Annotated in this window: 27 protein-coding genes, 2 tRNA genes and 2 pseudogenes; 11 read left to right on the forward strand and 20 right to left on the reverse strand. The window is 45.0% G+C overall.

The features are described 5' to 3' along the window. Positions 1-214: 214 nt before the first annotated feature. The 5 genes from XBJ1_RS15180 to XBJ1_RS15195 form a co-directional block, all read right to left on the reverse strand. The gene (locus XBJ1_RS15180) at positions 215-583 is read right to left on the reverse strand and encodes a BON domain-containing protein (RefSeq protein ID WP_012989885.1); all 369 of its coding nucleotides are present in this window, start codon (positions 581-583) and stop codon (positions 215-217) included. A 202-nt stretch (positions 584-785) separates the two neighbouring features. Continuing rightward, positions 786-2,375: a peptide chain release factor 3 gene (gene prfC / locus XBJ1_RS15185; RefSeq protein WP_012989886.1), complete on the reverse strand. Its 1,590-nt coding sequence runs from the start codon at positions 2,373-2,375 to the stop codon at positions 786-788. 131 nt (positions 2,376-2,506) lie between these two features. Beyond that, positions 2,507-2,659 carry a hypothetical protein gene (locus XBJ1_RS21820; protein WP_012989887.1) on the reverse strand — a complete coding sequence of 51 codons (153 nt, stop codon included), beginning with the start codon at positions 2,657-2,659 and terminating at the stop codon, positions 2,507-2,509. A gap of 3 nt (positions 2,660-2,662) precedes the next feature. Beyond that, complete coding sequence (rimI, locus tag XBJ1_RS15190; RefSeq protein WP_038199266.1) at positions 2,663-3,112, reverse strand: ribosomal protein S18-alanine N-acetyltransferase; 450 nt, start codon at positions 3,110-3,112, stop codon at positions 2,663-2,665. Continuing rightward, on the reverse strand, positions 3,081-3,491 hold the full coding sequence (locus XBJ1_RS15195) for a DNA polymerase III subunit psi (RefSeq protein WP_012989889.1): 411 nt from the start codon (positions 3,489-3,491) through the stop codon (positions 3,081-3,083). The genes rimI and XBJ1_RS15195 overlap by 32 nt, the downstream gene beginning before the upstream one ends. Positions 3,492-3,632: 141 nt before the next feature. Between XBJ1_RS15195 and rsmC the strand changes: the two genes are divergently transcribed. The 3 genes from rsmC to XBJ1_RS15210 all read left to right on the forward strand — a co-directional run bounded on the left by rsmC (position 3,633) and on the right by XBJ1_RS15210 (position 5,057). Then, positions 3,633-4,646: a 16S rRNA (guanine(1207)-N(2))-methyltransferase RsmC gene (gene rsmC / locus XBJ1_RS15200; RefSeq protein ID WP_012989890.1), complete on the forward strand. Its 1,014-nt coding sequence runs from the start codon at positions 3,633-3,635 to the stop codon at positions 4,644-4,646. Positions 4,647-4,837: 191 nt separating this feature from the next. After that, positions 4,838-4,924 (forward strand) — tRNA-Leu (locus tag XBJ1_RS15205). Positions 4,925-4,970: 46 nt separating this feature from the next. Further along, a tRNA-Leu gene (locus XBJ1_RS15210) sits at positions 4,971-5,057 on the forward strand. A gap of 82 nt (positions 5,058-5,139) precedes the next feature. Here the strand turns inward: XBJ1_RS15210 and XBJ1_RS15215 are convergent. The 4 genes from XBJ1_RS15215 to XBJ1_RS15230 form a co-directional block, all read right to left on the reverse strand. Beyond that, positions 5,140-5,406: a DUF1435 family protein gene (locus XBJ1_RS15215; RefSeq protein ID WP_012989891.1), complete on the reverse strand. Its 267-nt coding sequence runs from the start codon at positions 5,404-5,406 to the stop codon at positions 5,140-5,142. 104 nt (positions 5,407-5,510) lie between these two features. Continuing rightward, positions 5,511-7,004, reverse strand: coding sequence for an aldehyde dehydrogenase family protein (locus tag XBJ1_RS15220; RefSeq protein ID WP_012989892.1), 1,494 nt, complete (start codon positions 7,002-7,004; stop codon positions 5,511-5,513). Positions 7,005-7,032: 28 nt separating this feature from the next. Further along, the gene (locus XBJ1_RS15225) at positions 7,033-7,401 is read right to left on the reverse strand and encodes a cupin domain-containing protein (protein WP_012989893.1); all 369 of its coding nucleotides are present in this window, start codon (positions 7,399-7,401) and stop codon (positions 7,033-7,035) included. A gap of 69 nt (positions 7,402-7,470) precedes the next feature. Further along, on the reverse strand, positions 7,471-8,772 hold the full coding sequence (locus XBJ1_RS15230; protein ID WP_038199271.1) for an NAD(P)/FAD-dependent oxidoreductase: 1,302 nt from the start codon (positions 8,770-8,772) through the stop codon (positions 7,471-7,473). Positions 8,773-9,172: 400 nt separating this feature from the next. Between XBJ1_RS15230 and XBJ1_RS15235 the strand changes: the two genes are divergently transcribed. Next, positions 9,173-10,123, forward strand: coding sequence for a nucleoside hydrolase (locus XBJ1_RS15235; protein WP_012989895.1), 951 nt, complete (start codon positions 9,173-9,175; stop codon positions 10,121-10,123). Here the strand turns inward: XBJ1_RS15235 and XBJ1_RS21825 are convergent. Together XBJ1_RS21825 and XBJ1_RS15240 are read right to left on the reverse strand one after the other, a co-directional pair. Next, positions 10,086-10,250, reverse strand: a complete 165-nt coding sequence (locus tag XBJ1_RS21825; RefSeq protein WP_155270696.1) for a hypothetical protein — start codon at positions 10,248-10,250, stop codon at positions 10,086-10,088. The genes XBJ1_RS15235 and XBJ1_RS21825 overlap by 38 nt on opposite strands. 92 nt (positions 10,251-10,342) lie before the next feature. Next, positions 10,343-10,582: a helix-turn-helix domain-containing protein gene (locus tag XBJ1_RS15240; protein WP_071822521.1), complete on the reverse strand. Its 240-nt coding sequence runs from the start codon at positions 10,580-10,582 to the stop codon at positions 10,343-10,345. Between the two features lie 134 nt (positions 10,583-10,716). Here XBJ1_RS15240 and XBJ1_RS15245 point away from each other — a divergent pair, with 134 nt between their 5' ends. Further along, complete coding sequence (locus XBJ1_RS15245; RefSeq protein ID WP_012989898.1) at positions 10,717-10,929, forward strand: helix-turn-helix domain-containing protein; 213 nt, start codon at positions 10,717-10,719, stop codon at positions 10,927-10,929. Positions 10,930-10,971: 42 nt separating this feature from the next. Here XBJ1_RS15245 and sugE read toward each other — a convergent pair whose 3' ends face one another. Continuing rightward, on the reverse strand, positions 10,972-11,286 hold the full coding sequence (gene sugE, locus XBJ1_RS15250; RefSeq protein WP_012989899.1) for a quaternary ammonium compound efflux SMR transporter SugE: 315 nt from the start codon (positions 11,284-11,286) through the stop codon (positions 10,972-10,974). Positions 11,287-11,479: 193 nt separating this feature from the next. Between sugE and XBJ1_RS21915 the strand changes: the two genes are divergently transcribed. Next, positions 11,480-11,686, forward strand: coding sequence for a hypothetical protein (locus tag XBJ1_RS21915; RefSeq protein WP_162467458.1), 207 nt, complete (start codon positions 11,480-11,482; stop codon positions 11,684-11,686). 25 nt (positions 11,687-11,711) lie between these two features. Here XBJ1_RS21915 and XBJ1_RS15255 read toward each other — a convergent pair. After that, positions 11,712-12,176, reverse strand: a pseudogene (locus XBJ1_RS15255) (IS110 family transposase); the annotation flags it as partial. Positions 12,177-12,218: 42 nt separating this feature from the next. On the opposite strand from XBJ1_RS15255, the gene XBJ1_RS21920 reads away from it, so the two are divergent. Beyond that, positions 12,219-12,425: a hypothetical protein gene (locus tag XBJ1_RS21920; RefSeq protein ID WP_162467458.1), complete on the forward strand. Its 207-nt coding sequence runs from the start codon at positions 12,219-12,221 to the stop codon at positions 12,423-12,425. 25 nt (positions 12,426-12,450) lie between these two features. On the opposite strand, the gene XBJ1_RS15260 is transcribed toward XBJ1_RS21920, so the two are convergent. Next, the gene (locus XBJ1_RS15260) at positions 12,451-13,455 is read right to left on the reverse strand and encodes an IS110 family transposase (RefSeq protein ID WP_012987226.1); all 1,005 of its coding nucleotides are present in this window, start codon (positions 13,453-13,455) and stop codon (positions 12,451-12,453) included. 119 nt (positions 13,456-13,574) lie between these two features. Then, on the reverse strand, positions 13,575-14,141 hold the full coding sequence (gene efp, locus XBJ1_RS15265) for an elongation factor P (RefSeq protein WP_012989901.1): 567 nt from the start codon (positions 14,139-14,141) through the stop codon (positions 13,575-13,577). A gap of 40 nt (positions 14,142-14,181) precedes the next feature. On the opposite strand from efp, the gene epmB reads away from it, so the two are divergent. Further along, complete coding sequence (gene epmB, locus XBJ1_RS15270) at positions 14,182-15,213, forward strand: EF-P beta-lysylation protein EpmB (protein ID WP_012989902.1); 1,032 nt, start codon at positions 14,182-14,184, stop codon at positions 15,211-15,213. A 196-nt stretch (positions 15,214-15,409) separates the two neighbouring features. On the opposite strand, the gene XBJ1_RS15275 is transcribed toward epmB, so the two are convergent. From XBJ1_RS15275 to XBJ1_RS15290, 4 genes are all read right to left on the reverse strand, one after another. Beyond that, the gene (locus XBJ1_RS15275) at positions 15,410-15,760 is read right to left on the reverse strand and encodes a DUF4156 domain-containing protein (protein ID WP_012989903.1); all 351 of its coding nucleotides are present in this window, start codon (positions 15,758-15,760) and stop codon (positions 15,410-15,412) included. Between the two features lie 156 nt (positions 15,761-15,916). Next, on the reverse strand, positions 15,917-17,563 hold the full coding sequence (groL, locus tag XBJ1_RS15280) for a chaperonin GroEL (protein WP_012989904.1): 1,647 nt from the start codon (positions 17,561-17,563) through the stop codon (positions 15,917-15,919). Between the two features lie 55 nt (positions 17,564-17,618). Next, complete coding sequence (locus XBJ1_RS15285; RefSeq protein ID WP_012989905.1) at positions 17,619-17,912, reverse strand: co-chaperone GroES; 294 nt, start codon at positions 17,910-17,912, stop codon at positions 17,619-17,621. A 177-nt stretch (positions 17,913-18,089) separates the two neighbouring features. Beyond that, complete coding sequence (locus tag XBJ1_RS15290) at positions 18,090-18,596, reverse strand: FxsA family protein (RefSeq protein WP_012989906.1); 507 nt, start codon at positions 18,594-18,596, stop codon at positions 18,090-18,092. A gap of 432 nt (positions 18,597-19,028) precedes the next feature. On the opposite strand from XBJ1_RS15290, the gene aspA reads away from it, so the two are divergent. Beyond that, positions 19,029-20,453: an aspartate ammonia-lyase gene (gene aspA, locus XBJ1_RS15295; RefSeq protein ID WP_012989907.1), complete on the forward strand. Its 1,425-nt coding sequence runs from the start codon at positions 19,029-19,031 to the stop codon at positions 20,451-20,453. Between the two features lie 161 nt (positions 20,454-20,614). Continuing rightward, positions 20,615-20,831 (forward strand): annotated as a pseudogene (locus tag XBJ1_RS15300) (DDE-type integrase/transposase/recombinase); the annotation flags it as partial. A 261-nt stretch (positions 20,832-21,092) separates the two neighbouring features. On the opposite strand, the gene cspE reads toward XBJ1_RS15300, so the two are convergent. After that, complete coding sequence (cspE, locus tag XBJ1_RS15305; protein ID WP_012989909.1) at positions 21,093-21,305, reverse strand: transcription antiterminator/RNA stability regulator CspE; 213 nt, start codon at positions 21,303-21,305, stop codon at positions 21,093-21,095. A 756-nt stretch (positions 21,306-22,061) separates the two neighbouring features. Here cspE and mutS point away from each other — a divergent pair. Next, a complete protein-coding gene (gene mutS, locus XBJ1_RS15310) occupies positions 22,062-24,623 on the forward strand; it encodes a DNA mismatch repair protein MutS (RefSeq protein ID WP_038199281.1) in 2,562 nt (853 codons plus the stop codon). Positions 24,624-24,701: the final 78 nt, after the last annotated feature.

The raw sequence follows: 24,701 nt of genomic DNA on the forward strand, positions 1-24,701 counted from the left end.
CAAATAATTATTATAAATTATTAATAGCATACAATAAAAACTCCATTTAATATATTATTAATTAAATACCGAAAAATCGACCTATATTTATATTATTTATTGATAAGTAGAGCTTTAATTCCAGAGCAGAAAATATAAATAAATTCCTAATGGATATAAAATAGTAACAAAAAAAAGAGTGGCCTATTGGCAGCCACCCATTCAATTATTAAGATTATTTTTTAACCTTTAATGTGCTTTTCACTGACTTGACACCATGTACTTTATGAACAATTTTGGCTACTTGTTTAGCCTGATATGTGTTTTTGACAAAACCTGAAAGGTAAACAACACCTTTTTCTGTCTTCACTGAAATATCATTGCTATCTAATCCTTTAGTTTTCAGTAAATCCGCTTTTACTTGCGCAGTAATACTACTATCGTTCACATAAGCGTCTGCGTGTTTCAAAGAATTGTCAATTTTTTGGCCTGCACTTTCCAATGTGTTAGTTGGAAATGTTACTGCAGCTAGTGCGCTACTACTTATCAGCACTGAACCTAAAACAATAGCCAGTAGTGAATGTGTAAACTTTATGTGTTTCATCCTATCACCTTCCGTCATGTTATATGGGTAAGAACAGCAGCAGAATAATATATCAGCCTATGATATAAATGAAGTAGGATTTACAATAAATCACGAATTTTTTCACTAAAACAGATAATTATTCTTTATATAGAAAAAATACAGAAAGAGATTACAAACTGATAAGGGTCAACGATTTGTTGACCCTATGCTATAAAAAGAATTAGTGTTCGCGGGTTTTACGGAAAGAAATTTCTGGATAACGTTCGCTGGTTAGATTTAAATTAACCATTGTTGGTGCAATATAAGTTAAGTTATCACCACCATCGAGTGCCAAGTTCAATTCATTCTTGCGCTTGAACTCTTCCACTTTCTTCGCATCGTTGCACTCTACCCAGCGAGCGGTGGAAACATTGACGGATTCATACAATGCTTCAACGTTATATTCGCTTTTCAAACGGGCAACAACGACGTCAAACTGAAGCACACCCACCGCCCCAACGATCAGATCGTTATTAGCCAGAGGACGAAATACCTGTACTGCCCCCTCTTCCGATAACTGAACCAGACCTTTCAGCAATTGTTTTTGTTTCAGGGGGTCACGCAGCCGGATACGACGGAACAATTCTGGCGCAAAGTTAGGAATACCGGTAAATTTCAGTTCTTCTCCCTGAGTAAAGGTATCACCAATCTGGATCGTGCCATGATTATGTAAGCCGATAATATCCCCCGCATAAGCATGATCGATATGAGAGCGATCTCCTGCCATGAAGGTCAGTGCATCTGAAATGACAACGTCTTTCTTGATGCGGACTTGACGCAGTTTCATACCCTTTTCATATTTACCGGAAACAACACGCAGAAATGCCACGCGGTCACGGTGTTTCGGATCCATGTTAGCCTGAATTTTGAAAACAAAACCCGTGAATTTTTCTTCCTCTGCTGTCACTTCACGCGCATCAGTCAGACGAGACATTGGCATTGGCGCCCATTTGACAAGGCCATCCAGCATATGGTCAACGCCGAAGTTACCCAGCGCTGTACCGAAAAACACCGGTGTTAGCTCACCCTGTAAAAAGGCTTCCTGATCAAACTCATGTGATGCCCCTTTGACCAGTTCCAGCTCTTCACGTAATTGATCCGCCAATTCTTCCCCAACAGCCGCATCCAGCTCAGGGTTATTCAATCCTTTAATGGCACGGACTTCCTGAATGGTATGCCCTTGACCGGATTGATACAGGTAAATTTCATCAAGGTAAAGATGATAAACCCCCTTGAAGGATTTACCACAGCCGATTGGCCATGTAATCGGGCTACAGGCGATTTTCAACTCATTTTCCACTTCATCCATCACTTCCATCGGATCACGGATATCGCGGTCGAGTTTATTCATGAATGTCAGGATTGGAGTGTCACGCAGACGGGTGACTTCCATCAGCTTACGGGTACGATCCTCAACACCTTTTGCGGCATCAATGACCATCAGACAGCAGTCAACCGCCGTCAGAGTACGGTAAGTATCTTCGGAGAAGTCTTCGTGTCCCGGAGTATCCAGTAAGTTAACCAGACAATCATCATAAGGAAACTGCATCACAGAAGTGGTAATGGAGATACCACGCTGTTTTTCCATCTCCATCCAGTCTGATTTAGCGTGCTGGTTAGAGCCGCGGCCTTTTACCGTCCCCGCTTTCTGGATCGCCTGTCCGAACAGTAACACTTTTTCAGTAATGGTAGTTTTCCCCGCATCGGGGTGAGAAATTATTGCAAAGGTTCGCCGTTTCGCGACTTCCTGCTGGAATGGAAAATTTGACATCAATTAGGATCTTCTAGTCTATACGCGGATTGATACCATTAGGGAAGCGCCCCGAACGACCCTTCACCTGCAAATCCGTCATGTTAATCGTGATTGGGGCTTATTTTCGCCGAACTTGGATTTATAAACAATCAATGATTGTCTGGCTGAGTACTATCATATTTTTCACTCATGGCGTGGCGAACTCGTTCAACGACTTCAGGAGTGACAGACTCCTCGGCCAGACAGGAAAAGTCGTATATTTTCTGACAACACAAAGCAAACAATGAATCAGATAAGTTCATAAATCAACCAGAAAACAGGGGCAAAGCCATAATAATGGCATCTTCCTTTCCCGTCGCCGTTGGGTAATAATTCTTACGGATAGAAACTTCGTTGAAACCCAGATCTTCATACAAACCAATCGCTGATGCATTTGAACTTCGTACTTCAAGCCATAGCGTATTAATCTGCTTTTCCGGCAGCACATTGATCAGGTGAGTCAGCAACGCTCTTCCATACCCCTGCGATTGATGCTCAGGGTGGATGACGATATTAAATAACGTGGCCTCATCCACAACACACTGTATGATTGCGAAGCCGATAATCTGGTCATTCAGCGTGATTTTATAATTCAGATAACGCTCTCCCTGGTTGGAGTAAAAGGTTTTTTCACTCCACGGGAATGCATGACTGAACTGTTCTATTTGAAATGCTGCGGGAAGATCAGTGGGAATTAATAGAGAAATATTCTTCATAATGGTAAATTTGTTGCCAAAAAGAGCGTTTTGCATTCCCGTCAAGGGATAAGTCATTTAATGCTGGGCTTCTCAAAGAAATCCCTTGTGTTGATAAGGTAATATCAACCCCCAACAGCCAGCATGGACAATGGATTGATTCCGAAAGCAGCTCAACATCTTTTGTCGTGATGCAATAAACCGATGAGACATCAATCCTCATGGCTGTAAAAATATCAGCAAACAATGAATGACTTAAATCAATATGATCATGGGTAATGATCAACAGACGAGTTGAGTCAGGGATGAGGACAGACAATTCACCCTGCAAGGCCTTCGGGCTGCGCACAACCCACTGGGTGATCCCCAATTGGGCGAGTAATCTGTCACGCTTCGTCATCGTGTTTTATTCCATCTGCCATAAAAAATAACAGGTAATATACTATCAGAGGGCTTATCTCTGCGCCAATCAGCATGGCATCACAATTTTGCCCCCCGATGTTTATACTTGGATAAAGATTTATAAGGAGCTTATACATAGATGTCAGTATTAACCCCGGCCAGCGAAGTTATCCTGCGCCATCATGAACAGTTTCTCACTCGTCACCTGCTAATTGCCGGTGATATTCAAGACAATCTGGCAACGGAAATCGAAGCCGGAAGTGTGCGAGTACATACTAACCAATATCACCACTGGCAATCCCTGATCCGTCAACTGGGTGACAATGCCTCCTTTGGCCTCGTCGCGGACAGCACATTTGTCAAAGGCTGTGATACATTGATTTATTACTGGCCAAAAAGCAAACATGAAGCGCGCTTCCAGTTACGCAGCCTGTTTTCCATTCTGCCGCCCGGAACCGGTGTTTTTGTGGTCGGAGAGAATCGCAGTGGTGTACGCAGTGTTGATAAATTAATGGAAGGCATTGTGACTTTCCAGAAAGTGGACACTGCCCGCCGTTGTAGCCTCTTTTATGGCCAACTGGAAAATCAGGTTCAATTTGATCAAAATAATTGGTGGAACAGCTATCCAGTGGGTGATGTCATCGTCAACACACTGCCTGGCGTATTCAGTCAAGATGATCTAGATGTCGGCAGTCGTTTGTTGCTTTCTACTTTTGATGGCCCTGTTTCTGGTAGTCTGCTGGATATCGCTTGTGGAGCAGGCGTATTGGCAGCGGTTCTGGGCAAGAAAAACCCTGAATTGACACTGACACTGAGTGATGTCAATGCCGCAGCCACAATATCCAGCAAGGCCACACTGAAAGCCAATAAACTGGAAGGCAATGTTATCACCAGCAATGTGTATTCCGCCATTGAGGAAAAATTCGACTGGATCATTTCCAATCCCCCATTCCACGATGGTTTAAAAACCAATTTAGCCGCGGCTGACGACCTGATCCGCATGGCGCCAAACTATCTGAAATCTGGCGGTAAATTGCGGATCGTAGCGAACGCTTTCCTACCTTATCCCGCTCTGCTGGATAGTACCTTTGGTAACCATAAGCTTATCGCGCAGACAGGTAAATTCAAGGTCTACCAAGCAACCAAAAGGTAATAAGCAAGCCGTTTCTTGCCTGCTCAGTTTTAACGGGCAGGCAATTCTTGTGTATCTGCCTCACCCATAACACCAGTGTGCCGTTTTTTGCACCATTCATGCTCTTTCTCAATAAATAATGATTGACGTTAGCCGTAAAATCTCTAGAATGCGCCTCCATGCTATCTGTTTGATTGATAGTGTCTGAATTTGCGAGGGTGGCGGAATTGGTAGACGCGCTAGCTTCAGGTGTTAGTGTTCTTACGGACGTGGGGGTTCAAGTCCCCCCCTTCGCACCAAATCAGACAGTCGTCGGTTAAACAAATTAGATAAATGGCAGTACCTGCGAGGGTGGCGGAATTGGTAGACGCGCTAGCTTCAGGTGTTAGTGTCCGTACGGACGTGGGGGTTCAAGTCCCCCCCTTCGCACCACTGTTAATATTTATCTGCTCCCTGTATTCATTTCTTTATTTCATCCCATTATCAGCCAATCTTTTTAAGAATTCACGCTATCTCAAAAATACTCCGCATAGCGCAAACCAGCAAATAAGCTGCACATCACAGCAATACCCGCAGGAATTAAGAGGAAATGGCGTGCATCGCGATGCAGCAGCAGCACAAGAGTCGAAAGCATAGCACCCAGAATACTTATCTTAAATTGCTCGATCCCTGCCCCGGTTATTACCAGTATTGACGCCATCAGACTAAATAATAAACTCCCCCATAACCCGGTGATACTCTGCCAAAAAGCCAGTTTTAAACCCCGCTTTGCGCTGATCATAATAAACCGCCAATCAAATGATAATGATTCCCAATATCATATATGATAGCGGCTTAATCACAAGCTGAAAATAAATCACGAAAATAAGCTGTAATAATACGTGATTAATAACGAACCATAACCGATTTCAGTTCGGTGTAATGCTCAATAAATGCACTACCAAACTCCCGTCCAATGCCCGACGACTTCACGCCACCAAAAGGCAACGCTGGATCCAGAAACGTATGCATATTAATCCACAAAGTACCTACTTGAATCCGGGGGATCATACGCATCGCCTTACTGAGATCATTCGTCCATAAACTGGCAGACAGACCAAATGGCGTCGCGTTCATCATGACAATTAACTCTTCTTCATCATCATAGCTGAGGAAAGTGCCTATCGGCCCGAAGGTTTCTTCTTGCATTAATGTGTCTTCAGCACTCTTGGCCCGGATAATCGTTGGGGTGACAAAAAAACCTGCACCTTCCAGTGCATGACCACCATATACGATTTCACTGCCATCCTGACGCGCTTTATCAAACAGGGACAGGATTTTTTCGTAATGCTCTTTGTTTGCCAAAGGCCCCATTTCGGTTGATTCATCAAGAGGAGAGCCGATTTTCATCGCTGACAAACGTTCAGAAAGTAATTTTAAGACCGCATCCATGTGAACAGATGGGATATAGAAACGTTCCGCTGCCGCACAGATTTGCCCCTGATTCAAATAACCGGCTTCCAGCACACCCTCAACAATCTTTTCAACTGACATATCAGACAGGAAAGCAGCAGCATTCTTGCCTCCGAGTTCCAGCGTCGCACGAGACAAGCCGTACTCTATCGCCGACTTACCGATAATCGTGCCAGTCGGGACTGAGCCAGTAAAAGTGACTTTGGCACAATGGGGATGAGCGAGCAGGGCTGACCCAACTCTAGCGCCAGAACCATTGACAACATTAATCACGCCATCAGGTATCCCGGCTTCTTTCGCCAATTCTGCCACACGAAGCATCGTCAAAGGGGTATACTCACTGGGCTTCAGTACTAAAGTACAGCCACAGGCCAGTGCCGCTCCCAATTTCCAGATGGCAATCATAATGGAAAAATTCCACGGAATAATGCCAACCACCACGCCAATTGGCTCACGGCGGGTAAAGGCGGTGTATTTCTCCCCTTTGAGTGATGGCAATGAAACATTCAATGTCTCACCACTAATTTTGCTCGACCAACCAGCAAAATAACGCAGGTAATCAGCCGAAGCGCCCACATCTAACATTCGAGCAAGTTGGATTGGTTTACCTGAACACAAACTTTCCAGTTGGGCTAACTCTTCACCGTGTTTTTGCAATAAATCAGCCAGCCGGTTCAGGCACTTACCCCGCTCCATAGGCGATGTCTGTGCCCATGAACCATGAAAAGCCTTCGAGGCTGCTTCCATTGCCAAATTTATCTCAGCTTCCTCTCCTTGATTAACTTTAGCGATCATTTCATCAGAAGCGGGGTTAACAACAGAAAAGGTTCTGTTTCCCTGACCAGGAAGAGATAACCCATTGATATAATTACCATGAGGACGTTGCAGAAAATCCGTAACGGGCTTTAGTAAGGTTATTTCACTCATCATGTTTCCTCTCTGGTTAGCCCGATATTTAAGCGTTCACACAAGCCATGTAATGTTTAACAAAGCGTTCAGTGGTGATTTCCCACAAAATTTCAGTGCCTTTCGCCGCAAACCAAGAGTCGCCCTTATGGTATTCAACCGTAGCCCCCGTTTTGACATTGGTCAGTTTCACCGAGCCTTCATGAACCGTCGCCATTTCATCAAAGGGATAAATCATTTTAAATTTACCCTTGGTGCAGGCAAAAATACCACAAGTCAGATTATCCGTAGGCTCTCCGTGGGTCATTGCACCACTTGCCTGGGGATCTCCCTCTAACACAATAGAACCAAGATGAGTAACACTGCCAATTGGCATTAATTCAGGAAGTGCTTGATCTAACAATAATGGCTTTATCATGACTTTTACCTTTCAGAATTTATTATTCAAAAAAAGAAAAAAAGAAAAGACGTCAAAAAAGTGATCAAACTAGCGACGGCCTTTCCAATACCCTGAGGCTTGGTGCCAGGTTTTACCGGCAGAAAGGAGCAGGTTCCTTAATTTGTCTTTGCCCACAACATTGAGATGAGGAATCGAACTCATCAGTGAGTAACGTTCAGAGCCTTCACTCATCCCTTCTGCCAAGATTTTGCAGACAATGTGACTCGGCGTTACACCAAATCCTGAATAACCCTGTACATAAAACACATTATTATGTTCTGGCAGAGAACCAATTTGTGGGAATAAATTGACGCTACAAGATAGTGGCCCGCCCCATGCCAATTCAATTTTCACATCTTTCAGGTAGGGGAAGACATCCAGCATACGTTTGCGGTTCCATGCTTTTAAATCAGAAGGGATATACTCAAAATATTGTGTGGCACTGCCAAACAGCACTCGGTTCTCTTTGGTGACTCGATAGTAGTTGATGACCGGACTAATATCACTGTATGCCCCACGAATCGGGCTGATCTTTTCAATCAGATCGTCTGACAGCTCTTCCGTCATTAGCTGGAAAGCGTAAGTATTGATCGTTTTTTTGTAGATAGTCGGTTCAAGACCATTCAGGAAAGCATTGCACGCCCACAGTATCTTACTTGCCCGTACCGTCCCCATTGCTGTGCGAACTGTGACCCGTGGGCCATATTCCACATTCACCACCTGGCTATTTTCAAAAATTCTGACACCCTGCTCCGTTGCAGCCTTGGCTTCCCCCAGCAACAGATTGAGTGAATGAACATGTCCCCCACCCATATGCTTCAGCGCACAGGTATAAAGATCTGAACCAATGACTTTTTTAACATCAGCACCGGCATAAAGTTCAATCTCTTCATCGGGACACGCTGCCTGAAACTCTTTCAGCCAGCCCCGTAAAGTTTTCTCCTGCCGGGAGTTATATCCCAGATAACCGTAACCCTTACAAAAATCCGCCTTGATATCGTACTTAGCGATCCGGTCACGAATAATTCCTGCACCCATGTTGCTAATTTTAAAAATAGCCTCTAAACCTTTCTCACCGACATGACGTTTAATCCTATCCAAATCATGGCCAATACCCGCCATAACTTGACCGCCATTGCGCCCCGTTCCGCCATATCCCAACGTCCGACCTTCCAAAATAGCAATATTGGTGATGCCTTTTTCAGCCAGCTCCAGTGCCGTATTCACACCGGAAAACCCGCCACCAATGATAACAACATCAACATCCAAGTCTTCTGTCAGTGTGGGAAAGCGAAGATCATATTTTTTGGTTGCAGCATAGTATGTTAATGAATCAAGATTATTATTCATGTTATACCCCGTGAGCATCTGCCTATTCCCTGATGATGTACAGCCGACAATTTTGTTACTCTGTTTCTTCAGGGACACTTTGTCGCATTTATTTAACATTGTTTATTCAGGCGGAATAACAACAAATACATTCACCTTTAATTTATTAATAAATTAATAATGATAACACCAGCAACTATCTGTTTGTTTTTTATAGCATACACATATGAATCATATGTACTTACAATGCTCAAACCATTTATTATTTATATGTTAATTATGTCACAATTATTAAACATTTTATTAATAAGTTTAGATTTTTATCTTATCGTTTTGTGATTAGTGTTAGGGGAATCTTTATCCAAGGTGAATTATTCTTAACATCTACATTTGTGTTTAGTTATCACTAAAAGGAATGAAGATGCTCCCCAAGAAAATTATCCTTGATTGCGATCCCGGGCATGATGATGCCATTGCGTTACTGCTTGCTCATGGAAATCCTGACATTGAACTACTGGCGGTGACTACAGTTGTTGGCAACCAAACCTTGAATAAAGTCACCCGAAATGCCCTTTCAATTGCCCGCATCGCTAATATTCACAATGTTCCTTTTGCCGCAGGATGTCACAGACCATTGGTCAGAGATATCCAAACTGCCCCAGAAATTCATGGTGAAACCGGCCTGGATGGCGTTATTTTGCCTGAACCAGCATTAAGGCTGGATGCCCGTCACGCTGTTGATTTGATTATCGACATCATCATGGAAAATCCCCCCAAGAGCGTTACCTTGGTTCCAACGGCAGGTTTGACAAATATTGCCCTTGCCGCCCGTAAGTCTCCACATATTGTTGAACGCGTAAAAGAAGTCGTGTTGATGGGAGGTGGCTACCATACTGGCAACTGGAGTGCTGTCGCTGAATTTAACATCATGATCGATCCTGAAGCAGCACATATTGTTTTTAATGAAAAATGGCCCCTGACGATGGTGGGGCTGGATCTGACGCATCAAGCTCAGGCAACGCCTGATATCATTGACGCTATCTCCAAGATCAAAACCCGTCCTGCCCAATTCGTTTTAGATGCGTTGCAGTTTTATGGGGAGAGGTATCGGGAATCGCAGTATTTTGACTATCCTCCGGTGCATGATCCCTGTGCAGTCGCTTATGTAATCGATCCTACCGTTATGACAACACAAAAAGTACCCGTGAATATCGAGCTGGCCGGAACTTTAACAACGGGCATGACCGTCGCTGATTTCCGCTTCCCGCCACCAAAAGATTGCCATACACAAGTTGCCGTAAAATTGGATCAAGCCAAATTCTGGCAATTGGTGATTAATGCCCTGAAAAATATTGGCGAAACAGAGTACTGATATTAACAGCAGCGTTCAATATATCCTTGGAATACCATTGAAGCTGCTTGTCAGCTTCAATGGTCAAAAGAAGATCAGGAACAAGAAGATACACACCAATCGCGAGTTCAGGGATCAGTAACATCATCTCATTTCCTGCTTATTTTTCATCAAAGCGCATTCGCTCACCCGATTACACAAATCATCGATAAAAACGGAATGGAAAATTGATAATGGGCTTTAATTCGGAGGTAATCTTGTTTCAAGATTAAACAATTCATTCAGTTCAATCTGTAAGCCATTAGCAATGACATAAATAATTTCTAAAGTAGGATTTCTGATTCCACGTTCAATGCCGCTGATATAAGTGCGATCCAATCCGCACTTATCGGCAAAAGCTTCCTGCGACATCCCCGCTTCTTTCCTGAGATATCTAATTCTTTGCCCAAAAAGGGACTTGATGTTTTTCGACATTTTCATCTGATAAGTATCGATTCATGTTACTTATCAGACCACGGACTATGAGTCACGTTTTAAGCTGAGTCATGCTATGATATGTGACTTATAGTCTACTATTTAATTGAAAAGATGACAGGTAATTGGAGACCTAAAGAATGGAAAAGAAAGACTGGCATCCCGCTGATATCATCGCTGAATTGAAAAAGCGCGGGACAACGTTGTCAGAAGTATCGCGAGCCGCCGGGCTAGCATCATCAACCCTTGCCAATGCATTACAGCGTCATTGGCCAAAAGGTGAGCGTCTTATCGCGGAAGCGTTGGAACGCACGCCAGAAGAAATTTGGCCTTCACGCTACGTCAAAAAATAATTGAAATTAGACCCAGCATTTGCTGGGTTCATTTACAAGCAATCAACTTGCTAATTTCAAACCAATAATACCTGCAACAATCAAACCAAGGCTCAGTATTCTGGCAGAATTGGCTGGCTCCCCAAATACCATGATACCGAAAATTGCCGTTCCTACAGCGCCAATTCCCGTCCACACGGCATAAGCGGTTCCTGCGGGTAAATTTTTCATGGAATAGGCTAATAACCCTATACTGACCATCATCGCGCTGATGGTGATCAGGCTGGGCATCAAACGGGAAAAACCCTGAGTGTATTTAAGGCCGACTGCCCACACAACTTCAAGCAAACCCGCAACCAGAAGGATTAACCAAGACATACCATTTTCCCTTTATCAAAAAGGCAATGGGGTCGTCCCCGATGAGATGATATTTATCCGGGTCGTCCCGGATAATAATAAGAAATGCCGCTGGATTATAACTAGCCTTTCTGATAGCCGCAATGATAGTTCCTGATTACCAGCAATAAAAATCTATGGTCCCCACCTTTTTTGCAACACTGATTTTTGATTGATGTTGGCTTGCTTAAATCTATCCGGCGTCACTATGGGCAGGGATGCCCGCGCCTCGATGAGTTCCGCACCTGATAAGCCTAAAAAACCGCACGGCTTCAGAGAGCCATTTTTTATGTCAGGATTCCATCAGGTCGATAAGCCGTTCATGTCATCAATAATCAGTCTTCGCAAAACCAGATTGGGAACTGCTTTAATTAACGATTAACCTGCCAGTCAGACTGGCGTCGTCGTTACCTTTCGAACACAGTTTGCCGTGTTGTGATTGCCCAGGCTATCCGGGCTAATTTGTTGGCCAGCGCACAGGCCACAACATTTGAGTGTTTTCGCTCAAGCTGAGCCTTTACCCATTCAGCCAGCCTTCCTGACTGATAATCGATTCTCTGGATAAAGACTCTGGCGCACTGGACAAGTAACCGTCGCAGATTTTTGTCTCCGCGTTTACTTATCCCTAAAAGCGTATTTTTGCCACCCGTGCTGTACTGGCGTGGTACCAGACCGGTTGAAGCAGCAAAATCCCGGCTACAGCCATACTGCTTACCATCGCCCAGCTGCGATGATAAGACGCTGGCAGTTATCGGACCCACGCCCGGTATTGTCTGAAGACGCTGTCCTGTTTCATCACGTCTCAGCTCCTGCTCCAGTGCCGTCTCAAGCTCGGTGAGCTGTTCGACAAGATAAAGATAATGGGCATGTAAATCTATGGTCCCCACCTTTTTTGCAACACTGATTTTTGATTGATGTTGGCTTGCTTAAATCTATCCGGCGTCACTATGGGCAGGGATGCCCGCGCCTCGATGAGTTCCGCACCTGATAAGCCTAAAAAACCGCACGGCTTCAGAGAGCCATTTTTTATGTCAGGATTCCATCAGGTCGATAAGCCGTTCATGTCATCAATAATCAGTCTTCGCAAAACCAGATTGGGAACTGCTTTAATTAACGATTAACCTGCCAGTCAGACTGGCGTCGTCGTTACCTTTCGAACACAGTTTGCCGTGTTGTGATTGCCCAGGCTATCCGGGCTAATTTGTTGGCCAGCGCACAGGCCACAACATTTGAGTGTTTTCGCTCAAGCTGAGCCTTTACCCATTCAGCCAGCCTTCCTGACTGATAATCGATTCTCTGGATAAAGACTCTGGCGCACTGGACAAGTAACCGTCGCAGATTTTTGTCTCCGCGTTTACTTATCCCTAAAAGCGTATTTTTGCCACCCGTGCTGTACTGGCGTGGTACCAGACCGGTTGAAGCAGCAAAATCCCGGCTACAGCCATACTGCTTACCATCGCCCAGCTGCGATGATAAGACGCTGGCAGTTATCGGACCCACGCCCGGTATTGTCTGAAGACGCTGTCCTGTTTCATCACGTCTCAGCTCCTGCTCCAGTGCCGTCTCAAGCTCGGTGAGCTGTTCGACAAGATAAAGATAATGGGCATGTAAACGCATCAGCAACTGTGCCAGATAGGGAGGAAGTTCGTTCTCTGCCAAGACGGTTGAAAGTCTTTTTATCACGGCGGTTCCGATCGGCATACTGATGCCAAATTCCAGTAAAAAAGCGTGCATCTGATTAGTGGTTTTAACCCTGTCTCTGACCAGTGATTCTCTGACCCGATGCAGGGCGCGCATAGCTTGTTGCGCCTCTGTTCGTGGTTGCACAAATCGCATGGAGGGACGAGATGCAGCTTCGCATATGGCTTCAGCATCCACAAAATCGTTCTTGTTGCTCTTTACAAAAGGACGAACAAATTGTGGAGAAATCAGCTTCGCTTCGTGACCAAAAGCAGCGATCCGGCGAGCCATAAAGTGAGCACCGGCGCAGGCTTCCATTACAACAGTCGCTGATGGCGATCCCGCTAAAAACTCCATCAGTCTGGCGCGGGTAAATTTTTTACGCAGCAGGGCCTTTCCTGATTTGTCCTGACAGTGAACGTGGAAAGAATGTTTGCCGAGATCAATACCAATAAGCGTAACGTTTTGCATGATGGTCTTCTCCTGAAAGAAACACCCTGCCAGCATACCGCTCACAGGGTGGTGGGGACCATCTCATTAACCGCAGTCTCTAAACGAGGATACTGCGGTTTTTTCAATAGCAAATGCGATTATTTCACGCGAGAAACGTATTCGCCGGAACGGGTATCAACTTTAATGACTTCACCAATCTGTACGAACAGAGGAACTTTCACGACAGCGCCCGTGCTAAGGGTTGCTGGTTTACCACCAGTGCCTGCAGTATCCCCTTTCAGACCGGGATCTGTCTCAATAATTTCCAGTTCAACAAAGTTTGGCGGAGTCACAGAAATAGGACGTCCATCCCACAGGGTCAGAATGCATTCAGCCTGATCGATCAGCCACTTTGTGCTGTCACCGACAGATTTTTCATCCGCAGCCAACTGTTCAAAAGTCTCATTGTTCATGAAGTGCCAGAACTCACCATCGTTATATAGATAGGTCAGGTTCATATCCACAACATCGGCACTTTCAACGGAATCCGTTGATTTGAAGGTTTTCTCTAGCAGTTTGCCAGAGATCAATTTACGAAGACGCACACGGGCAAATGCCTGTCCTTTACCTGGTTTAACAAATTCGCTTTCTAGAATAGCGCACGGCTCGCCATCTAACATGATTTTAAGACCTGAACGGAATTCGTTGGTACTATAAGTAGCCATGGATATCCTCTAATTTTTAACAAAATGGCTTAGCCAAAAAATGGCACACATTATAACCCATATTCCCCCTGTCAGAGAAGTCTGGCTAAAACAACTTGCAGATGTCATTACTGATCCTGATGAGCTGCTACAATTATTATCCTTAAATACGCACGCCATGCTGAAAGAAGGCAATGAAGCGAAGCGTTTATTTCCCCTGCGTGTACCAAGAGCGTTTGCAGCACGGATGAAAAAAGGCGATCCTCATGATCCATTGTTATTGCAAGTTCTGACCGCACAGGAAGAATTTGAAACTCACCCTGGTTTTTCAACCGATCCGTTGGAGGAACAGCACAGCGCAGTTCCCGGGTTACTACACAAATATCGCAACCGTGCTCTGCTGCTGGTCAAAGGGGGATGCGCGGTTAATTGCCGTTACTGTTTCCGGCGCCATTTCCCCTATGAGGATAACAAAGGCAACAAAAACAACTGGCAACTCGCACTGGATTACATTGAACAGCACCCTGAGCTTGATGAGATCATCTTCTCCGGCGGTGATCCTCTCATGGCAAAAGATCACGAACTAGACTGGTTAATGACTCGCCTTGAATCCATTTCACACATCAAACGGCTACGCATTCATACCCGTTTGCCCGTGGTGATCCCTGATAGGATCACACTTTCATTGTGTAATCGTTTCGAAAAATCACAATTGCAGATAATTATGGTAACTCATATTAACCATGCAAATGAAATTGATAATACATTTCGCGACAAAATGATGTGGCTAAAACAGGCTGGCGTAACGCTACTGAACCAAAGTGTGCTGCTGCGTAATGTAAATGACAGTGCAGATACTCTGGCAGATTTAAGTAATACATTATTTGATGCAGGTATTTTGCCTTACTACATCCATATATTAGATAAGGTGCAAGGTGCCGCACACTTTCTGGTAGGCGATGAAGAAGCAAAAGCTATCATGCGGGAATTATTGACTAAAATATCCGGTTATTTAGTTCCATGCCTGGCAAGAGAAATTGGCGGTGAGCCAAGCAAAACCCCTCTGGATTTGGGATTGAAGCAAAAAAGTTGACATGGCAAGCGTAGCCATTAGACACGTTCAGGAACGGACAACGCCAGAAACTAAAACGTACACAGAGCCAACCATGCTCTGTCACGTTTTTCTGGCTGCTGCCCTGACTGACTGCTTATTAAACCAAACAATAACACTGTAAATTATCTCTCTTCACGCAATGATACAGTACAGAGCCTCTGTCTTTTATCAATATTTATGGGCACTTATAAACCTGACCTACCATTTTGCTATCGAGTGGCACAAAAATGCCCAACAGGTTTTCTGTCCGACTAAGTGGGCTATTTGCGCCATAAATGACGTTCCCACCCAATTCTGCCGCTTTATTACGCAAGTCATTGGCCGCATTGCGCATTGAACTGCTTTCATTATCAATACCATTAAGCCAATTGCTTTGCATCCCTATCACTTCGCCCAATCGCTGACATTCACTGCCCGGCTGAGTATCCACAAAACGTACATTGGAACCTGCGGCTGTTAATTGATTGTTCGTTACACATCCAGCCAGCAATAAGATTGACGCTCCGAGTAAGATCTTAATTCGCATGTCTTTCCCCATTATTGTTGAAAATTCTACCGTGATGATAAATAGACTCTTTTGTATTCCATTAAGACAAAAAAGTAAAAAGGCGAGCAGAAAAATCTGCTCGCCTTCAAAGTTTATCCTATTGGATGGACAATTCCATCATCAGGATCAGCAGCACTACATCATGCCGCCCATTCCACCCATACCGCCCATGCCACCAGCTCCACCTAAGTCAGCTTTGTCGTCTCTAGGCAGATCGGTAATCATCGCTTCAGTCGTGATCATCAGACCAGCGATAGAGCCTGCGAATTGCAGTGCAGAGCGAGTGACTTTAGTTGGGTCCAGAATACCCATCTCGATCATATCGCCGTACTCTTCAGTTGCAGCGTTATAACCGTGGTTACCCTGGCTTGCTTTCACGTTGTTCACAACCACAGATGGCTCTTCACCTGCGTTTTCTACGATCTGACGCATTGGCGCTTCCATTGCACGCAGAGCAACGCGGATACCCACGTTTTGATCTTCGTTGTCGCCCGTCAGAGCAGAGATAGCAGCAGCAGCGCGAACCAGTGCAACACCACCACCAGCAACAACACCTTCTTCTACTGCTGCGCGGGTCGCATGCAGAGCATCGTCAACACGAGCGCGTTTTTCTTTCATTTCAACTTCAGTTGCAGCACCGACTTTGATCACTGCCACACCGCCTGCCAGTTTCGCTACGCGCTCCTGCAGTTTTTCACGGTCATAATCAGAAGTTGATTCTTCGATTTGCTGACGGATTTGAGTAACTCGTGCAGCAATTGCGGCCGCTTCGCCTACGCCATCAATGATAATTGTAGTGTCTTTATTGATAACAATGCGTTTTGCCTGACCCAGATCTTCCAGAGTCGCTTTTTCCAGCTCCAGACCGATCTCTTCAGAAATCACAGTACCGTTGGTCAGAGTAGCGATATCCTGCAACATTGCTTTACGGCGATCACCAAAACCAGGGGCTTTAACCGCAGCCACTTTCACGATACCACGCATGTTGTTGACAACCAGCGTTGCCAGCGCTTCGCCTTCAACGTCTTCAGCGATGATAACCAGCGGCTTACTTGCCTTGGCTACACCTTCCAGAACTGGCAACAGTTCACGGATGTTAGAAATTTTCTTGTCAACCAGCAGGATGTATGGGTTTTCCAGCTCGATAGAACCTGCTTCTGGTTTATTGATGAAATAAGGAGACAGGTAGCCGCGATCGAACTGCATACCTTCAACAACATCCAGTTCATCTTCCAGACCAGTACCTTCTTCAACGGTGATTACACCTTCTTTACCGACTTTATCCATCGCTTCAGCGATCAATTTACCTACGGTTTCGTCGGAATTGGCAGAAATTGTACCAACCTGCGCAATGGCAGTGGAGTCAGAGCAAGGTACGGACAGTTTTTTCAGTTCTTCAACAGCCGCAATAACTGCTTTATCGATACCGCGTTTCAGATCCATCGGGTTCATGCCAGCAGCAACGGCTTTCAGACCTTCAGTGACGATAGACTGTGCCAGTACAGTAGCAGTGGTAGTACCGTCGCCTGCCGCATCGTTGGCTTTAGAGGCAACTTCTTTAACCATCTGTGCACCCATGTTCTCGAATTTATCTTCTAATTCGATTTCACGCGCTACAGATACGCCGTCTTTAGTGATTACAGGCGAACCAAAAGATTTATCTAAAACAACGTTACGGCCTTTAGGACCCAGAGTCACTTTAACTGCATCAGCCAGTACATTCACACCACGCAGCATTTTGCCGCGAGCATCATTACCAAATTTTACGTCTTTAGCTGCCATTGTGTCTTTCCTTTAAATTCGTTCAATTAAGAAGATCTAAGAGCAAAATGTTCAATTACGCTTCAACAATTGCCAGAATGTCGCTTTCAGACATGATCAACACGTCTTCATTGTCGATCTTTTCTGCCTTAACACCGTAACCTTCGTTAAAAATAACGATATCACCCACTTTTACATCCAGCGCTTTCATTTCCCCATTTTCAAGGATACGACCATTGCCGACTGCCAAAATCTCTCCACGAGTAGATTTGCTCGCCGCAGAGCCAGTCAGAACGATCCCGCCAGCAGATTTTGATTCAACTTCTTTACGCTTGACGATAACGCGGTCATGTAATGGACGAATGTTCATTGATAGATCTCCTGTAAATAAAGTCCATATCAGGTAAGAGGATTGATACTAGAGCCTAATAAAACCAGTACCATGAAGCTACAAGTTGGGGCTTGCAGGCAGTACTTCAAGGGGCGGACAGTAAAAAATATTTCACTTTCTTCTTACCCACTGAAATCTCAGCCAAAGCAAGTACAATTACTTTTTGTCGTGCTCGTTGCCATGTTCATCGTGACGTTTCTGACCATCCAGTGTATAGGAAGCATCATCCTGCCTACGCTCATACTCGCCCTCAAAAGTCTGCCCATGATGGCCGCCCTGACCATCTTGCCCATGATTATTCGGACGGTAAAAGGTGATATGAGGCAGCAATTTTGCTGTCAGCAGCTTCTGCGCGGGTGGCAATAACAACAGCAATCCGAGAAAGTCAGTAAAAAACCCGGGCAATATTAGCAGAACTCCCGCAATCACCAGAGAAACACTTTTGATAGCCTCTTTCGCAGGGCTTTCGCCAGCAGCAATTTTTTGCTGCATCGACATAAAATTTTTGATGCCCTGATTACGTACAAGGGAAACACCAACACAAGAAGTAAAAATGACTAGCAGCAGAGTCAGTAAGACTCCGGCTTCAGAGGCAATGCGAACAAATAAGACTGATTCGATGTAAACCAGCAAACATATCAGGACAAATGGGAGCCAACGCACGTGGTTCTCCTTTCATTAATGAGTGATAAAACCATTGGGATGAAAATATTCCCCTTGAATATTGTTAGCAAAGAGCTACATGGCCAGTAAACCACCCTTAAATTTGCATGTTCATCATTTATTGACATAGTTACGGATTACAAAATTTGTAAATCATAGAGTGGGGATGATAATAACGCTTTTCAATACTTGAGACCTTTGACTTTACATCTCCGTAATCGTGACTTCAATCACACATATGTCATTTCATTAATAAAATTCGCACTATAAAGTGATCCAGGTACAAGGCATTTCTGGTAAATCCACATATGATCGCGCCAGCAATCCAGTGATAAGTGATTAATATCACGGCAGTTGCCGACGGTGACATTATTCTCAACAAAAACGTATATAGAACAGTAAAAAAACGTATCCAAATTAAAGAAGGTTCTCATGTCAAACAACATTCGTATCGAAGAAGACCTGTTAGGTAAACGAGAAGTCCCTGCTGAAGCCTATTACGGTATTCACACTCTGCGTGCGATTGAAAACTTTTATATCAGTGACCGTACTATCAATGATGTGCCTGAATTCATCCGTGGCATGGTGTTGGTAAAAAAAGCCGCGGCACTGGCAAACAAAGAACTCCATACTATCCCTGGAAAAATTGCGGATATTATTGTCAAAGCGTGTGATGAAGTCCTCAACACAGGCAAATGCCTGGATCAATTCCCTGTTGATGTATTTCAGGGCGGTGCAGGCACCTCACTGAACATGAATACCAATGAGGTACTGGCAAATATCGGTCTTGAATTGATGGGACACCCAAAAGGTGAATATGAGTACCTGAATCCGAACGACCACCTGAACAGAAGCCAGTCAACCAATGACGCTTATCCTACTGGTTTCCGTATTGCTGTTTATAATTCAATCATAACATTGATTACCTCCATTGAGTTATTACAAGTCGGTTTCGACAAAAAAGCCGTTGAATTTTCTGACATCCTGAAAATGGGCCGTACCCAATTGCAGGATGCGGTTCCGATGACACTGGGCCAAGAGTTCCGCGCCTTTTCCGTGTTATTGAAAGAAGAAATCAAAAACATCACCCGCACAGCAGAATTACTGCTGGAAGTGAACCTCGGTGCTACCGCTATCGGTACTGGCCTGAATACCGCGCCAGGCTACCAGACGCTGGTGGTTGAAAAATTAGCTGAAGTCACAGGGTTACCTTGCCTACCAGCAGAAGATCTCATCGAAGCAACGTCTGACTGCGGTGCTTACGTGATGGTTCATAGCGCATTGAAACGTCTGGCAGTCAAGATGTCCAAAATCTGTAACGACCTGCGTTTACTTTCTTCCGGCCCCCGCACTGGGCTGAATGAGATTAACCTGCCAGAATTGCAGGCCGGTTCTTCCATTATGCCAGCCAAAGTCAACCCAGTGGTGCCAGAAGTCGTCAACCAAGTCTGCTTCAAAGTTATCGGTAATGATATCTGTGTCACCATGGCATCAGAAGCAGGTCAATTGCAGCTTAACGTGATGGAGCCAGCTATTGGGCAAGCGATGTTTGAATCCATTTCTATCCTGAGCAATGCATGCCGTAATCTGGTTGAAAAATGTGTTAACGGTATTACGGCCAATAAAGAAGTTTGCGAAAGCTTTGTATTTAACTCTATTGGTATCGTTACTTACCTGAACCCATTCATCGGCCACCACAATGGCGATATCGTAGGCAAAATCTGTGCAGAGACAGGCAAAAGTGTTCGTGAAGTCGTATTGGAGCGCGGTTTGCTGACCGAGGCACAATTGGATGATATTTTTTCTGTTGAGAACCTGAAACATCCGACTTATAAAGCAAAACGTTTTGACGACTAATTAAATAATGATAATAACGAAATCGTCTTAATTACTGAGGCACGCAATTCCAATCGGAAACGTGCCTTTTTAATTCATCATATAAATTATTCCACTTTTACTTTTATAAAATGAAACGTTATCGGCGGAGCAAGCTCACCGTTGGGCGTCGGTGGTGAAGGGATGAAACTGATACCAAAATCAAAGGAATGGCGTTACCTTTACCGTGCGGTGGATTCAGATGGCAATACCATTGATTTTTTGTTGACCGCCCATCGGGATAAGGAGGCGGCCTTGCGTTTCTTTAAGAAAGCCATACGCCAGAATGGACAACCCGACGGGGTAACGATGGATCCGAATGGCGCCAATAAAGCCGCAGTGGACAAGTTAAACAAGGAAAAAATCACCTTATCTTCACTCGTACTTTCTTTATTAATGCGACAGAACCATGTTTTTTACTATGATTAGATTTGCTCTTTTTGGCTTCTTAATTTCCCTCAAGCAATTGTACAATTCAGATAGTTTCTGATTGGTAACATTTTCCTAGGGAGCCTATACGAAAAAACCCGCTTCACGAGAGCGGGTTTTTTATCACTACAGCTTAACTGCTCAGGCTATTGCCCTCATCGCTATTGTAAACTTTAGCGAACTTATCGGCCGTTAAAGCGCGATAACATTGGCAGCAGACGGGCCTTTAGCACCACTCTCAATGGAGAATTCCACTTTTTGCCCTTCGTCTAAGGTTTTAAAATCGTTACCTTGGATTGCGGAGAAATGTACGAATACATCTTTGCTGCCATCTTCTGGAGAAATAAAACCAAAACCTTTACCAGCATCAAACCATTTTACTAAACCAGTCATTTTATTAGACATAGATATTTCCTTTAATTTTAAGCCACTTTATGTGGTGAACATGGCCTGTTTGCAGAGATTTACTTATTGGGCACTTAGGAGGAGGCTCACGAAGAAGGATATCTATGGATAACACTTAAGCTGAGGACTGCTTTACTAAAACTGCTTTCATAAGGTCTGTGTTCCAAACCGATTTACTATAATAACCACGTAATGATTTATTTAGCAAGAATTAATTTTCATTCCGAAGCTTCCCGATCAAGTAAACGGCAAGAAATGAGGCACTATTTTTCGCATATCGCAATGAAACGTCGAAGACGCCAGTAGTGTATCGTGTAATTTATAAGCAATTATAAGCATATGCAATTCAGCCCGTTGCAATACCCCAAAATTTCGAGCCGCCTCCCTAACTTGATCAATACGCTAAAAATCCGATACATTCCCGATCTCAATCCTGATAACCTACCGTCCTATTCTTCCCTACTACGGCCTTGCCACATGAGATAGCAGATGACAGGCTTGGGAACGGTTTTTCTGACTTTAATTTTTCTGGCCTTAGTTTGCCCGAACTTGGTTTTCTGGCTTTAATGTAATCAATCAAATCCACAGATGAATCACACCGATTATCAGTGATAAGATAACGTTTTCGCCCGGGATGAGGTTCATTGCGTTCCATCCTTAGCTGATTATATTTAGGTTTTGTCATTTTAGATGGGTTGACTGAGCGTCGATGGCCCAACTGAGTCAACAGGAATAGTAGAATTGAATGCGATCAATATGAAAGAATCACCAGCAAAGGATTTAGACAGCCATACTCCCATGATGCAGCAGTATCTGCGCCTGAAAGCCCAGCATCCTGACATTTTGCTGCTTTATCGGATGGGAGATTTTTATGAACTGTTCTTTGACGATGCCAAAAAAGCCGCTAAATTACTGGATATTTCTCTGACCAAACGCGGGCAATCCGCAGGCCAGCCCATTCCGATGGCGGGAGTTCCTTATCACGCAATCGAAAACTATCTGGCAAAACTAGTACAGCTCGGTGAATCAGCGGCGCTCTGCGAACAAATAGGTGATCCTGCCACCAGCAAAGGCCCTGTTGAACGCAAAGTTGTGCGCATTGTCACTCCCGGCACTGTAACCGATGAAGCCCTGCTGCACGAACGTCAGGATAATCTGCTGGCCGCTATCTGGCATGACAGCCAAGGGTTTGGATATGCCACGCTGGATATCACCTCCGGCCGTTTCCGTGTCTCTGAAATGGCAGACGAAGATACCATTGCCGCCGAGCTTCAGCGTACCCGCCCTGCGGAGTTGCTCTATCCCGAAAGCTTTGGCTCCATGGCACTGATTGAACGCTGTAGTGGCCTGCGCCGTCGCCCAATGTGGGAATTTGAACTCGATACAGCAAGGCAGCAACTGAATTTGCAATTCGGTACGCGTGACCTGATCGGTTTTGGGGTGGAAAAATCTACGCTAGCACTGCGTGCGGCTGGCTGCCTGCTGCAATATGTGAAAGATACCCAGCGTACCGCCCTGCCCCATATCCGCAATATTACGGTAGAACGCCAGCAAGAAACGGTCATTATGGATGCTGCAACCCGCCGCAATCTGGAATTGACCCAAAATCTGGCGGGTGGTACTGAAAACACACTGGCTTCTGTACTCGATCAATGTGTGACACCCATGGGCAGCCGCATGCTGAAACGCTGGCTGCATACCCCGATTCGCGACAGAAACGTGCTGCAAAACCGCCAACAAGCCATTTCAGCTTTACAAGAGATTGGCTTTGAATTGCAGCCGTTTTTACGTCAGGTTGGTGATTTAGAGCGTGTACTTGGCCGTCTTGCTCTTCGTTCCGCCCGTCCTCGTGATCTGGCTAGAATGCGCCACGCTTTCCAGCAATTGCCTGATATTCATCAGATCATGGCATCATCTGATTCACCTTATATTCAGGCACTGCAACAGCGTGTTGGTCATTTTGATGAATTACAGACGCTACTGGAGAAAGCCGTTGTTGAAACTCCTCCTGTTCTGGTACGTGACGGCGGTGTCATTGCCCCGGGTTACCATGCCGAACTGGATGAGTGGCGTGCATTAGCCGATGGTGCCAGTGATTATCTGGACAGACTGGAGATCCGCGAACGTGACAAACTCGGCCTTGATACGCTGAAAGTCGGCTTTAATGCGGTGCACGGTTACTATATTCAGGTCAGCCGTGGACAAAGCCATTTAGTCCCGATTCATTATGTACGCCGTCAAACGCTGAAGAATGCAGAACGCTATATCATTCCTGAATTGAAGGAATATGAAGATAAGGTGCTGACTTCCAAAGGCAAGGCGCTGGCCATCGAAAAAGCGTTATATGAAGAGCTATTCGATCTGCTGTTGCCTCATCTGGCTGAACTGCAAACTAGCGCAGAAGCACTGTCAGAGCTGGATGTGCTGGCAAACCTTGCTGAACGCGCTGAAACGCTAAACTACACCTGCCCGACACTGAGCGATAAAACTGGTATTCAAATCACGGGTGGACGCCATCCTGTCGTTGAACAAGTCTTGAGTGAACCCTTTATCTCAAACCCACTAACACTTTCGTCACAGCGTCGTCTGCTGATCGTCACGGGGCCGAATATGGGGGGGAAAAGTACCTATATGCGTCAGGCCGCCTTGATTACGCTGCTGGCGTATATCGGTAGTTTTGTTCCCGCCGAAAAAGTGCTGATTGGGCCTGTAGACCGCATTTTCACCCGCGTGGGCGCTTCCGATGATTTGGCATCAGGGCGTTCTACCTTTATGGTAGAAATGACCGAAACCGCCAATATTCTGCATAATGCGACAGAGCATAGCCTGGTCTTGATGGACGAAATCGGGCGCGGTACGTCCACTTATGATGGTCTGTCTCTTGCATGGGCCTGTGCGGAAAGTCTGGCCAATCGCATCAAGGCGATGACGTTATTTGCCACTCACTATTTTGAGCTGACAACGCTGCCTGAAAAACTGGAAGGTGTGGTTAATATCCATCTGGATGCTGTCGAGCATGGCGATACTATTGCCTTCATGCACAGTGTACAAGAAGGGGCGGCAAGTAAGAGTTATGGATTGGCCGTCGCCTCTCTGGCAGGAGTTCCCCGTGATGTCATTAAACGAGCGCGCCAGAAATTAAAGGAGCTGGAATCTCTCTCCAACAATGCGACGGCAGGCCACGTCGATACACCGCAGTTGACGCTGCTGACGGAAGAGGTATCTCCGGCAGTTGAAGCGTTGGAAAATCTGAATCCGGATACATTGACACCGCGTCAGGCATTGGAGTGGATTTATCGTCTGAAAAATATGGTATAGCAGTGAAGTTTGATACCCGTCGGTTAGAACCAAGCAAAATAAAAGATGGGCTAAATAAGCCCACCTTTTGGTTAAACC

It is taken from the genome of Xenorhabdus bovienii SS-2004 (assembly GCF_000027225.1).
GTDB lineage: Bacteria > Pseudomonadota > Gammaproteobacteria > Enterobacterales > Enterobacteriaceae > Xenorhabdus > Xenorhabdus bovienii_C.